General features: G+C 70.9%; 7 protein-coding genes. 5 read left to right on the forward strand and 2 right to left on the reverse strand.

Annotated features, from left to right (window positions below; all coding sequences use genetic code 11):
• Positions 1–184: 184 nt before the first annotated feature.
• Positions 185–1,222, forward strand: coding sequence for a phosphotransferase (locus M1L60_RS41800; protein ID WP_253243146.1), 1,038 nt, complete (start codon positions 185–187; stop codon positions 1,220–1,222).
• Between the two features lie 673 nt (positions 1,223–1,895).
• Here the strand turns inward: M1L60_RS41800 and M1L60_RS41805 are convergent.
• Positions 1,896–2,642: a hypothetical protein gene (locus tag M1L60_RS41805; RefSeq protein ID WP_253243147.1), complete on the reverse strand. Its 747-nt coding sequence runs from the start codon at positions 2,640–2,642 to the stop codon at positions 1,896–1,898.
• A gap of 34 nt (positions 2,643–2,676) precedes the next feature.
• On the reverse strand, positions 2,677–6,303 hold the full coding sequence (gene mfd / locus M1L60_RS41810) for a transcription-repair coupling factor (RefSeq protein ID WP_253243148.1): 3,627 nt from the start codon (positions 6,301–6,303) through the stop codon (positions 2,677–2,679).
• A gap of 172 nt (positions 6,304–6,475) precedes the next feature.
• Between mfd and M1L60_RS41815 the strand changes: the two genes are divergently transcribed.
• The 4 genes from M1L60_RS41815 to M1L60_RS41830 are packed head-to-tail and all read left to right on the forward strand — an operon-like array spanning position 6,476 to position 12,913.
• A complete protein-coding gene (locus M1L60_RS41815; protein ID WP_253243149.1) occupies positions 6,476–8,224 on the forward strand; it encodes a hydrogenase maturation protein in 1,749 nt (582 codons plus the stop codon).
• The gene (locus tag M1L60_RS41820; protein WP_253243150.1) at positions 8,224–9,963 is read left to right on the forward strand and encodes a glycosyltransferase family 2 protein; all 1,740 of its coding nucleotides are present in this window, start codon (positions 8,224–8,226) and stop codon (positions 9,961–9,963) included. The genes M1L60_RS41815 and M1L60_RS41820 overlap by 1 nt, the downstream gene beginning before the upstream one ends.
• Positions 9,960–11,909 (forward strand): radical copper oxidase GlxA, encoded by a 1,950-nt coding sequence (glxA, locus tag M1L60_RS41825; RefSeq protein WP_253243151.1) that lies wholly within the window; start codon positions 9,960–9,962, stop codon positions 11,907–11,909. The genes M1L60_RS41820 and glxA overlap by 4 nt, the downstream gene beginning before the upstream one ends.
• Complete coding sequence (locus M1L60_RS41830) at positions 11,909–12,913, forward strand: glycoside hydrolase family 6 protein (protein ID WP_253243152.1); 1,005 nt, start codon at positions 11,909–11,911, stop codon at positions 12,911–12,913. Before glxA ends, M1L60_RS41830 begins: the two co-directional genes overlap by 1 nt.
• Positions 12,914–12,940: the final 27 nt, after the last annotated feature.

The following is a 12,940-nucleotide window of genomic DNA, read 5'->3' on the forward strand; positions in this document are numbered from 1 at the left end:
GCCAGCTGGCGGGGCGCAGCTTGGTGGTGTCCACTTCGTGGCACCGGGCGGTTTGGCGGCGGGCCGCCAGGCAGGGCGCGGCGGTATTGACGCTCGCCGCCCCGATTTCGCCCCGTCCGCGGTGGCACGTTCGCTGCGCGGCGGGTTGTGGAGTCGCTGCCGGCGGGGCGGGAGGAGGTAGGCGTTGTTCGCGACGCGGCCCTCATGGCGGGATGCGCCGGCTGAGCTGGCGGCCGGCGTGCAGCGGGTGTGTGGAGCTTCGATTGTCGGCAGCCGGGACGTGCACGGCGGGATGTCACCGGGGCCGGCTGCAGTTCTGCGACTGGCGGACGGGCGGCGGGTCTTCGTCAAGGCCGTGTCGCGGGCGGTCAGCGAGCCCTCGCACCGGTTCTATCAGCGCGAGGCGGTCGCCCTGGCAGCACTGCCGGTGGAGACGCCGGCACCGGTGCTGCTGGGCTCGATCGAGGTCACGACCGAGGGCGTGATCAGGATCGCGGCCGCCGCCAAGGGCGCCCGCGAAGCTGCGGGCGCGGCCAGACCCGAGACCGGGGGCGAAGGTGCGGGCGCGGCTGATATCGCGTGCGGGGCTGACGGTTGGTTTGCGCTGGTGATGTCGGTGGCCGAGGGGGTTCCGGCCGGGCCGCCGTGGACTGGTGACGGGGTCGGGCTGGTCAGGGACGCCTGCGAGGTGATCGGGGCGTTGCCGGCGCCGGATGTGGTGCCGCCGATCGGGCAGATCCTCACCGACCTCGACGGGTGGGAGTTGCTGGCTGCGGGCGATCCCGCATTGCTCGACGGGTGGGAGCGGCAGAACGTCGCGGCCCTGGCCGAACTCGCCGCGAGGTGGCAGGGGTGGACGGCTGGTACCGCCCTCGTTCACCAGGACGTCCGAGCCGACAACGCGATCGTGGATCTGGTCGCCCGGCGCGCTGTGCTCGTCGACTGGAGCTTCGGCTGCGCCGGCGCGCCCTGGCTCGACCGGGCCCGGCTCGCCGCCGACATCGTCGGTGCCGGTCACCGTGACGGGCCGGCCGCCGCGCTGCGAGCCGCCACGAAAATACTCGACGCGCTGCCCGGCGACGCCGCGCGCTTCGTGGCCGCGCTGGGCGGCATGTGGCGCTACCGCTCGACCCTGGCCGCCCCGCCCGGCCACCCCACGCTGCGCCCCTGGCAACGAGAACGCGCCCGCCTGATCCGCCCGCTCCTCGCCACCCTGCTCTGATCGGGTCGAGCCAGACCCATCCCTACGGCTCCGGCTGACCACCGTGAGCTGGACCGACCCACCCGGTCCCCGCGACTTTCGCAGATCGAGACCCACCGGCCGCTTCCCATGAGCAGGCGAGACCGCCGCGAGAACGATTCCAGCACACCCGCTTCCCGCGAACCCGCGAGGACCGTCACGAAGACGACTCCAGCACACCCGCTTCCCGCGAACCCGCGAGGACCGTCACGAAGACGACTCCAGCACACCCGCTCGCCGCGAGCAGGACCTCGCGCCGGCCGCGCTCTCAGTTCTGAACTGACCGGGACGAGGGTCCAGCCGGCCGCGGGAGCAACGAGGCGACGTCCGAAATCTTCAAGCAGGCCGCCAGCCACCGCCTCCCCCGCCCGCCCGGGAAACAGGAAAGGAGGCTATCGCTTGTCAAGCGGAGAACGTCGCGTTATCCACAGGCAGGGGCTCCACGAAGCACGTCGGCGGTCACGAAGGTAGCGGCACACCTGACAGGCGGCGGCCACGCCACAGCGTCGGCATCAGCAACAGCGACCGGGCTCAAACAGGCATCCCCCGCCTCTGCCGCCTCGTTCAGAGCCGTCAAGAAGCGGCGGTCATGCCCCGAGCAAAAGCCACCGGCTGCCAGGTGCGGCGGCCGGTGGCTTCGGAAGGTGAGTCGACGCTATGAGACGTCGGTCACCAGGTTGCTTTCCGGGGACCCGCCGAGGGGGACGTTGACCAGGGGCTTCAGGGCGCCGTCCTGGGTCTGGAACTCCAGGACCGGGATCACCAGGGGCTGGTAGCGCGGGTTCACCGTGATCTTCATGGAGTCGGTGGTCTCGGCGACCTCTTTGCGTACCGCCGCGGCCGTTTTCACCAGGGCCAGGTTTTCGGCGGGGAGCTGGGTCTTGAACTGTTCGAACGTTGTGCCCTCGGGGACCTCTTTGGCCTCGATCAGCACGTCGAAGACCTCGCGCAGGTCGTCGTCGGTGACGTCGGCCGCGGCCGCCTGGACCTTGGTGCGCAGGGCGCGGATCAGCGCGTCCGACTCGGCGTAGAGGCGCACGTACTCGGCGTCCTGGGGCAGGCGCAGCTGGGTTGCGTAGTCGCCCAGCGGCAGCTCGGTGGGGGCCGTCACGGATTCGCGCTTGGCCACCTCGGTCAGGACGTTGTTGCTGACCAGGGTGCGGACGACGTCGGACCTGGTGATGGACAGGGCCGCGGGCGGCGCGCTGGCCTCGGCCTCGGCGTTCGTCTTCTGCAGCGCGGCGAAGGCGTCGTCCCAGACCTCTTGCACCCGCTTCTCGGTGATGCGGGTGTCGTTGCCGACGTAGGCGGCCACGGACGGCTCGGAGCGGCAGGCGGTGAGGCCGGCCAGGCCGAGGGACGCAACGACGGCGATGGATGCGAGACGGCGGGCACGCTGCATGACGTTGACTCTCTCACGTGGCATATGAGCGAGATCACCCGACCCCGGTCGAAGCGGGGGCCGGAACCTCGCCCAGAACGTCCTTGAGCAGCTGGGCGCACCACTCGAGCAGGGCCTGGTCGCGCAGCGCCTCGCCGCCGACCCGGCGAGTGCTGGGGCGGGGCACGCTGACCTGGTCGGTGGCGTGCTTGTAGACCGAGTCGGGGTGGTAGCGCTTGAGCCGCATTTGCTTCGAGTCGGGCAGCGGCAGCGGACTGAACCGGATGTGCTTGCCCTGCATCGACACGTCGGTGAGGCCGTAGGCCCGGGCCACCTGGCGGAACCGGGCCACCGCGATCAGGTTGGCCACCTGGGCCGGGGGCTCGCCGTAGCGGTCGGTCATCTCGGCCACGACCTCGTCGAGTTTCGCGTTGTCGCGGGACTCGGCCAGTTTGCGGTACATCTCGAGGCGCAGGCGTTCGACCGAGATGTAGTCGACCGGCAGGTGCGCGTCGACCGGCAGGTCGATCTTGACCTCGGGCTCCTCCTCGGGGCGTTCGCCCTTGAACGCCTGGACGGCCTCGCCGACCATCCGCACGTACAAATCGAAGCCCACGCCCTCGATGTGGCCGGACTGCTCGCCGCCGAGCAGGTTGCCGGCGCCGCGGATCTCGAGGTCTTTCATGGCCACGTACATGCCGGCGCCCAGTTCGGTGTGCTGGGCGATGGTGGCCAGCCGCTCGTGGGCCTGCTCGGTCAGCGGCTTCTCGCGGGGGTACAGGAAGTACGCGTACGCCCGCTCGCGCCCCCGGCCGACCCGGCCCCGGATCTGGTGCAGCTGGGCCAGGCCGAGCAGGTCGGCCCGCTCGACGATCAGCGTGTTGGCGTTGGGGATGTCGATGCCGGACTCGACGATCGTGGTGCAGACCAGGACGTCGAACTCCTTCTCCCAGAAGCCGACCATCACCTTCTCGAGCTGTTCCTCGCTCATCTGGCCGTGGGCCACCGCGACCCGCGCCTCGGGCACCAGCTCGCGCAGCTTGCGGGCCGCCTTGTCGATCGACTCGACCCGGTTGTGCAGGTAGAACACCTGTCCGTCGCGCAGCAGCTCGCGGTGGATGGCCGCGGCCACCTGCTTGTCGTCCTGGGCGCCGACGAACGTGAGCACGGGGTGCCGTTCCTCGGGCGGGGTGGCGATGGTCGACATCTCGCGGATGCCGGTGATAGCCATTTCGAGCGTACGAGGAATCGGGGTGGCCGACATGGTCAGCACGTCGACCGAGGCGCGCAGGGCCTTGAGCTGCTCCTTGTGCTCGACGCCGAACCGCTGCTCCTCGTCGACGATGATCAGGCCGACGTTCTTGAACTTGGTCGAATTGGACAGCAGCCGGTGGGTGCCGATCACGATGTCGGCCGTGCCGTTGGCCGCCTCTTCGAGCGTCTGCTTAGCCTCGGACGGGGTCTGGAAGCGGGACAGCTGCTTGATCGTGATGGGGAACTGGCCCATCCGGTCGGTGAACGTGTTGAAGTGCTGCTGGGCCAGCAGCGTGGTCGGCACGAGCACGGCGACCTGCTTGCCGTCCTGCACCGCCTTGAACGCGGCCCGGACGGCGATCTCGGTCTTGCCGTAGCCGACGTCGCCGCAGATCAGGCGGTCCATCGGGACCTGCAGCTCCATGTCGTGCTTGACCTCGGAGATGGCGGACAGCTGGTCGGGCGTCTCCTGGTAGGGGAACGCGTCTTCGAGTTCGCGCTGCCACGGCGTGTCGGGGCCGAACGAGTGGCCCTTGCTGGCCTGGCGGGCCGCGTACAGCTGGATGAGCTGGGCCGCGATCTCGCGCACGGCCTTGCGGGCCCGGGCCTTGCTCTTCTGCCAGTCGGCGCCGCCCATCTTGTGCAGCGTGGGCGACTCGCCGCCGACGTAGCGGGAGAGCTGGTCGAGCTGGTCGGTGGGGACGTAGAGCCGGTCGCCGGGCTGGCCCCGCTTGGACGCGGCGTACTCGAGCACGATGTATTCGCGGTCGGCGCCGTTGACCGTGCGCTGCACGAGCTCGACGTAGCGGCCGATGCCGTGCTGCTCGTGCACCACGAAGTCGCCCGGCTTGAGCTCGAGCGGGTCGATCGTGTTGCGCCGCCGCGACGGCATCTTGCGCATGTCCTTGGTGGACGCGCCCCGGCCGCCGGTGATGTCGTTACCGGTGATCACGGCGAGCCGCGAGCCGGCGTCGATGAAGCCGTGGTTGAGCCCGCCACAGGTGACCAGCAGCTGGCCCGATTCGGGGGCGGTCTCGATGGAGTCGGCCGGGGTGATGCCGAGACCGGCGTCGCGCAGCACCTCGGTCGCCCGCTGGGCGGTGCCGTGGCCCTCGAAGACCAGCGCGATGGCCCAGCCGGCGGCGGCCCAGTCGTGCAGGTCGGCGGCGAGCTTGGCCGTGTCGCCGTGGTAGAGCGGCACGGGCTGGGCCGCCAGCGCCACGGCGTCACCGAGGTCAGGCGACACCTCGACCTCTGGCTTCTCGAGCCACGGTTGATCATCTTCCGCCGGCGCATCGGTGGCGGCGAGGCCGAACGGCGACACCGTCCACCACGGCTGCTTCAGGGTGGCGGCGTGGGCCCGTACGTCGGCCAGGGTCTTGAACGCGGCGGCGCCGACATCGATCGGGGCTTGACCACCGACCGCGGCCGCCGCCCACGACGCCTCGAGGAACTCGTCGGAGGTGCGGGTGAGGTCGTGGGCCCGGGTGCGGATGCGCTCGGGGTCGCACAGCAGCACGTGAGTGCCGGCCGGCATGGTGTCGATCAGCAGTTCCATGCTGTCGGTGCCGTCGAGCAGCGCGGGGGCCAGCGATTCCATGCCCTCGACCGGAATACCCTCGGCCAATTTGTCCAGGATTTCGGCAATTTCCGGGTGCTCTTGCGCAAGCGAGGCAGCGCGAGCACGTACGGACGGGGTCAGCAGCAACTCGCGGCAGGGCGGCGCCCACAGGGAAGACACCGGGTCGATCGTGCGCTGGTCGGCCACGGCGAAGGTGCGGATCTCTTCGACCTCGTCGCCCCAGAACTCGACGCGCGACGGGTGCTCGTCGGTCGGCGGGAAGACGTCGAGGATGCCGCCGCGCACCGCGAACTCGCCCCGCTTGGTCACGAGGTCGACCCGGGCGTAGGCCATGTCGGTGAGCCGTCGCGACACCTCTTCCAGCTCGGCCGAGCCACCCGTGGTGAGCTCGACCGGCTCGAGGTCGCCGAGACCCTTGAGCTGCGGCTGCAGCAGAGAACGGACGGGCGCGACGACGACCTGGATCTCGTCGCCGGCCGCGGGGTGGGCCAGCCGGCGCAGCACGGCCAGCCGGCGGCCGACCGTGTCGGAGCGCGGCGACAGGCGCTCGTGGGGCAGCGTCTCCCACGACGGGAAGACGGCCACCCGGGACGGGCTGACCAGGCAGCCCAGCGCGTCGGCCAGGTCGTCGGCCTCGCGGCTGGTGGCGGTGACGGCGAGCACCGGCTTGCCGGCCCCGCCGACCTCGGCCGCCCCGGCCACGGAGGCCACGATGAACGGCCGCAGCGAGGCGGGCGCGGTGAGGTCGAGCGCGTCGGACTCGACGAAGCCCTGACGGGCCAGGTCGCGGGCCCGCGCGAGACCACGGTCGCGAAGAGCGGCGGGAATGAGGCCGGACAGCTGCATGAAACACCCCGAACACGTCAAAAAGCCCCAGTCGCCCTGAGGGGGCGGGGGTACGAGTTCGAGTTTAGTCCGACCCACCGACATTTAGCGGCGACGCACAAATCGTCCGACATATGCGTCGATACCGGGGCAATAGTGGGCAGCAGCAGAAAGCATTCCCTGGGGAGGCAACGTGCGAATCCTGCTGCTCGTTACGGCGTTCAACGGTCTGAGCCAGCGCGCCTGGTGCGCGTTGCGCGAGGCCGGGCACGACGTCGGAGTGCAGGTGGCCTCCGATGACCTGGTCGAGGCGGTGCGGGCCACGAACCCCGACCTCATCCTGTGCCCGTTCCTGAAGCACCGGGTGCCGTCCGAGGTCTGGCAGAAGTGGCGCACGGTGATCATCCACCCCGGTCCGGTCGGCGACCGCGGTCCGTCCTCACTGGACTGGGCCATCGCCGACGGTGCGCGCACGTGGGGTGTCACGGCGCTGCAGGCGGTCGAAGAGATGGATGCGGGTCCGATCTGGGCCACCCGCACGTTCCCGCTGCCCGCGTCTCCCCCGCGCAAGTCGTCGCTGTACAACGGGCCGGTCGCCGACGCCGCGATGGAGTGCATCTTCGAGACGGTGGCCAAGGCGGCCGACAAGAAGTTCAAGCCGGTGCCGGCCGAACAGGCCCCGACCGCGGCGCCCGGGGCCGGCCCGCGTCCGCTGATGAAGCAGGCCGACCGCGCCTTCGACTGGGCCGATCCGACCGAGCTGATCCTGCGGAAGATCCGGGCGGCCGACGGCGCGCCCGGGGTCCGCACCGAGATCGCCGGGCTCCCGGTCTTCGCGTACGACGCCACGCCCGGCCTGACCCGCAAGGTGCGCCCGGGCACGGTGGTGAGCCGGCGGCAGGGCGCGGTGCTGGTCGGCACGGGCGACGGCAGCCTGTGGATCGGGCATCTGCGGGCCGCGGACGCCGGGATCAAGCTGCCCGCGACCACGTTGCTGGGCGCGCGCCTGCGCGGCGTACCTAATTCTCCCTTGCCCGTCGGCACCGAACCCGAGTGGCCGTCGGCCTATCGCCAGGTGCGCTACCGCCGGACGGGCCGGATCGGCTGGCTGACCTTCGACTTCCACAACGGCGCGATGGCCCCGGGACACTGCCGGCGGCTGCTGGCCGGGCTGCGCCACGCGACCGGCCAGGACACCGAGGTGCTGGTGCTGCGCGGGGGCACCGACACGTTCAGCAACGGGATCCACCTCAACGTGATCGAGGCGTCGAGCGACCCGGCCGGCAGCGCCTGGGCCAACATCCGGGCCATCAACGACGTCTGCCGCGAGATCATCACCTGCACGAAGCAGGTGGTCGTGGCGGCGTACGCCGGTAGTGCGGGCGCGGGTGGCGTGATGCTCGGTCTGGGTGCCGACCTGGTGGCGGCGCGCGCGGGCATCGTGCTCAACCCGTACTACGAGATGGGTCTGTACGGCTCCGAGTTGCACACGTTCACGCTGCCCCGGCGGGTCGGCGCGGACGAGGCGCAGCGTCTGGTCGACGACAAGTTGCCGGTGAGCGCCGAGCAGGCGGCCTCGATCGGGCTGGTCGACGCGGTCGGGCCGCGGCACCCCGAGGCGTACGCGCAGTGGCTGACCGCCCTGGCCGAGCGCGAGAGCGACCCGCGGACGGCCCGGGGCCGCCGTCAGGACAAGGCCCGGCGGCTGGCCGGCGAGCGCCTTCCACTCGAGGTGTACGAGGCCCGCGAGCTGGCCGAGATGAGCCGGGACATGTTCGGCGACCGCAACGGGTTCGCCGCCGCGCGCCACGCCTTCGTCACCAAGGCGCAACCGGCCGCCACGCCCGAGCGCCTGCGGTTGACCCCGGCCAACGTCAGCCGGATCACGCGCAAGGAACAACGGCCGCCGAAGGTGCGCCCCGCTGTGCCCCTTTCCGCCTGATGGGCACGATCGAGAAGAAGGTCCCCACCGGTCGCGTCCGGGTCAGCGCCGCACTTCAGGCAGCCACGATGCTGCTGCCGGCGCGCTACAACTACAGCGCGTACAGCGTGCTCGCCGGTCCGGCTGATCCACCGCCGGCGGCGGGTGAGGCCTATTCCGTACGCATGAAGCGCCTGGCCCGGCGCCGGCCCGTGCTCGCCGTCCTGATCACGCTGTTCGCGTTCGCCTTCGAGAGCACGTTCTTCGGCTGGCTGATCCTCTCGATCGAGATCCCGGACCGCCGGCTCAACCCGGTGCTCTACGGCGGGGCCATCGTGATGATCGGCGCGACCGCCGCGATCGAGCTGTTCCGCCTGGTCAACGTGGTCACGCTCTGCCTCGCCACGTTGTGGGCGCGCGATCCGGTGCCGGTCGTGCCGGACACCACGCTGCGGGTGGCCTTCCTGACCACGATCGTGCCCGGCAAGGAGCCGGTGGCCATGGTGGAACGGACGCTGCGCGCGGCCCGCAACGTGCGCTACGGCGGCCCGTACGCCGTTTGGTTGCTCGACGAGGGGGACGACCCCGAGGTCAAGGCCATGTGTGAACGGATCGGCGTGCGCCACTTCAGCCGGCGCGGCATCGAGAAGTTCAACACCCGCACCGGTCAGTTCAAGGCGAAGACCAAGCACGGCAACTACAACTCGTGGGTCGACGTGCACGGCGACGACTACGACGTGTTCGTGTCGGTCGATCCGGATCACGTGCCGCTGCCGAACTTCTGCGAGCGTCTGCTGGGCTACTTCCGCGATCCGTCAGTCGGATTTGTGGTGGGCCCGCAGATCTATGGCAACTACGACAACCTGGTCACGCGCTGGGCCGAGTCGCAGCAGTACCTCTTCCACTCGCTGCTGCAGCGGGCCGGCAACCGGCGCGGGATCGCGATGCTGGTGGGAACCAACAACGCCGTACGCATCTCGGCCCTGCGGGAGATCGGCGGCCTGCAGGATTCGATCACCGAGGACATGGCGACCAGCCTGGCCCTGCACGCGGCGAACTGGCGGTCGGTCTACACCCCGGACGTGCTGGCCGTGGGCGAGGGCCCGTCGTCCTGGACCGATTACTTCACGCAGCAGCACCGCTGGTCGCGCGGCACCGACGAGGTGATGCTGAAGAAGTTCGCCGGGCTGATCCGCAAGCTCGGGCCGGGTCGCGCCCTCCACTATGGCCTGTTGATGTCGTATTACCCGCTGACCGCGCTGGCCTGGTTGCTCGGCGCCCTGAACGCGTTCTGCTATCTCGCGCTGGGGGCCCAGGGCGTGCACGTGCCGCAAGAGGTGTGGCTGATGCTCTACATCGACGCCGCGCTGTTCCAGGTCGGGCTGTACGTGTTCAACCGGCGGCACAACACCAGCCCGCACGAGGAGGCCGGCTCGTCCGGGCTGACCGGCATGGTCGCCTCGACGCTCTCGACGCCGATCTACGTCTCGTCGTTCGTGGGGGCGGTGTTGCGGCGCAAGGCCGGCTTCGTGGTCACGCCCAAGGGCGACTCGACCAGCCCGGACCGGCTGGCGACGTTCGCGCCGGGGCTGCGCTGGGCCGTCTTCTTCGTCGCGCTGCTGATCGTCGCCGAGGTCACCGGGCACGTGGACAACGCGATGTTCGTGTGGCCCGCGCTCAACCTGCTCATCTGCCTGACGCCACCGGCGCTCTGGTACTTCCTGCGCCGCCGACAATCCACCAAGGAGCTCACTGTATGAAGCCCCGCCCCCGCCCCAGTCTCGCGCGCCGGATGGCCAGCGGAACAGTCGCGGTGGTGGTGCTCGCCGTGGTCGCATTCGCGAACCGCCCGGTCCTCGCGGCCGGATCCGAGGCGCTGCACAACTACTCGATCAACCGGCAGTCGTACAAGGAGAAGTTCGGCCACTGGGCCGGGCTGCCGGTGCCGTCCGGATTCAAGGTCAACGCCATTCACGCCGCCCTGCTCAGCACGGGCAAGGTGCTGATCGTGGCGGGCAGCGGCAACAACCGCGACCAGTTCGAGGCGGGCACGTTCCGGACCGTGCTCTACGACCCGCGTACGGAAAAGTTCAGTGAGGTGCCGACGCCGACCGACGTGTTCTGCGCCGGGCACAGCTTCCTGCCCAACGGCAACCTGCTGATCGCGGGCGGCACCAAGTCGTACGAGGTGCTCGAGAAGGACGTCAAGCGGGCCGGCGGCGTCATGAAGGTCAAGAACGAGTCGCCCGACCACGGCCCGCGCGTGTTCGCCAAGGGCACCAGGTTCCGCTCGGCGGCCGGGCACGAGTACACCAGCCGGACCGCGTTCACGGTTCCGCCCGCCCGCAAGGTCGTGCATGGTCCGCACGTCGCGGTCACGGCGGGCGAGGTCGAGGTCTGGGTCGACGCCGCGCGGCCGGGCGACCAGGCCGTCGTCCGCGAGGGTGCGCAATATCGAATCACCGGTCTGACCGGCCCCGACGCCAATAACGTCTACGGCGTGGCCGACAAGATCACCCGGGAGAAGCAGGAGTACGGCGGGGACAAGACGTCGTACGAGTTCGACCCGCGGACCGAGCGCTACCACAAGACCGGCGACCTGACCGAGCACCGCTGGTACCCGACGCTGGTCACGATGACCGACGGTGACGTGCTCGCGGTCTCGGGTCTGGACGAGTTCGGCCGGATCATCCCGGGCCGCAACGAGGTGTACGACGCCAAGAAGCGCACCTGGTCGGCCGCGCCCCAGTTCCAGCGGTACTTCCCGACCTATCCGAGCCTGCACGGGATGGCCGACGGCCGGCTGTTCTACTCGGGCGCGAACAGCGGCTACGGCTCCGACCAGGAGGGCCGTACGCCCGGGGTCTGGAACTTGAACGGCAACCGCTTCCAGCCCGTGCCGGGGCTGCGACAGCCGGAACTCAACGAGACGGCCAGTTCGGTCATGCTGCCGCCGGTGCAGAACCAGCAGGTGATGATCTTCGGGGGCGGTGGGGTCGGTGACTCGCCCGTCTCGACCGCTCGCACCGACATCGTCGACCTGCGCGACCGGAAGCCGGTCTATCGCCCCGGGCCCGACCTGCCCAAGCCGGCCCGCTACCTGTCGACCGTCGTGCTGCCCGACGACACTGTCTTCACCAGTGGCGGCTCGTCCGGTTACCGCGGTGGGCCGTACCGCGGGGCGAAGCAGAGCGACCTGTTCAACGCGCAGTTCTATGTGCCCTCGTCCAACTCGTTCCGCACCGCGGCCGAGTCGACGGTCGGGCGCAACTACCACTCCGAGGCGATCCTGCTGCCCGACGGCCGGGTCATCACGATGGGCAGCGATCCGCTGTACGACCGTACGGGCCGGGCCCCGGGCACGTTCGAGCAGCGCATCGAGGTCTACAGCCCGCCCTACCTGTTCCGCGGTCAGCGACCGGCCATCGCCTCGGCGCCGGGCGAGATCGCGCGCGGCGGCCTCTTCCCGGTGAACACGCCGGACGCGGCCCGGGTGGCCTCGGCCCGCCTCGTGCGGCCCAGCTCGGTCACCCACGGCACCGACACCGACCAGCGGTCGGTCGCGCTGGGCCTGACCCGCAAGGACGGCCGGGTCGAGCTGCGCGTGCCCAAGCAGGCGGGCGTGGCCCCCTCGGGCTGGTACATGCTCTTCCTGGTCGACGACCGGGGGCTGCCGTCGGTGGCCCGCTGGGTCCGGGTCCGGTGATGGCCCGTCGCGTCCGGCTGTCTCTGATCGTCTCGGCCGCGCTGGTCGGCCTGGGCACCGTCGCCGTCGCCGCCGGGGCCCGCGAGCGCGACCCCGAGCTGCTGACCCCGTCCCCGCCCCGGGCGGTCAGTCCGCACCTGTACGTGGACCCGTCGGGGGCGGCGGTGGCGGCGGCGCGCGCCCTGGAGCGGGCGGGCAAGCGGTCGGAGGCGACGATCATCCGCCGCATCGCCGATCAGCCGGCCGCGGTCTGGTTCACCGACGCCGCGCCGGGCTACGCCGACCGGGCGCGCCGGTTGGCCGCGGCGGGCACGGCGGCTCGGCGGATGCCGGTCATGGCGCTCTACTTCATTCCGTACCGGGACTGCTCGGGGCACTCGGCCGGTGGAGCGGCCGACGCGGCGGCGTACCGGAGATGGGTGAGCGCGCTGGCCGGGGCCCTGCGCGGTCACCGGGCCATCGTCGTGCTCGAACCCGACGCGGTGGCCCAGGCCGTGCGCGGGTGCCTCACCCCGGCCCGCCGCACCGAGCGCCTGGCCCTGCTGCGGTACGCCATCGCGACCCTGCGGACGGCGCCCGGGGTGCGCGTCTATCTGGACGCGGGCAACCCGACCTGGATCCCGGCCGCCGAGATCGGGCCCGCGCTGCGGACGGCCGGGGTCGGCGCGGCGGCCGGGTTCGCGCTCAACGTGGCCAACTTCGAGACCACGGGGGACAACGTGCGGTACGGCCTGGCCGTCTCGCGGACCGTCGGCGGCAAGCACTTCGTGGTCGACACCAGCCGCAACGGCCGCGGGCCGGCCCAGCGCGGGGCCGGTGACCGGCACTGGTGCAACCCGCCCGGGCGCAAGCTGGGGCCGGTGCCGACGCTGTCGACGGGGTTCTCACTGGTCGACGCGTACTTGTGGGTGAAACGTCCCGGAGAGTCCGATGGCGCCTGCGCCCCGGGGCACCCGGCCGCGGGCCGATGGTTCCCGGCGTATGCCCTGGGGTTAGCGCGTTGAGTGCGGTGGGTGAGACTTAACTCAAAT

It is taken from the genome of Paractinoplanes aksuensis (assembly GCF_024137025.1).
Taxonomy (GTDB): Bacteria; Actinomycetota; Actinomycetes; order Mycobacteriales; family Micromonosporaceae; genus Actinoplanes; species Actinoplanes aksuensis.

Excerpts from the sequence above, each read along its gene's own strand:
- M1L60_RS41820 (WP_253243150.1), top strand. The coding sequence starts at position 8,224 with ATGGGCACGATCGAGAAGAAGGTCCCCACCGGTCGCGTCCGGGTCAGC.
- M1L60_RS41830 (WP_253243152.1), top strand. The coding sequence starts at position 11,909 with ATGGCCCGTCGCGTCCGGCTGTCTCTGATCGTCTCGGCCGCGCTGGTC.
- glxA (WP_253243151.1), top strand. The coding sequence starts at position 9,960 with ATGAAGCCCCGCCCCCGCCCCAGTCTCGCGCGCCGGATGGCCAGCGGA.
- M1L60_RS41805 (WP_253243147.1), bottom strand. The coding sequence starts at position 2,642 with ATGCAGCGTGCCCGCCGTCTCGCATCCATCGCCGTCGTTGCGTCCCTC.
- mfd (WP_253243148.1), bottom strand. The coding sequence starts at position 6,303 with ATGCAGCTGTCCGGCCTCATTCCCGCCGCTCTTCGCGACCGTGGTCTC.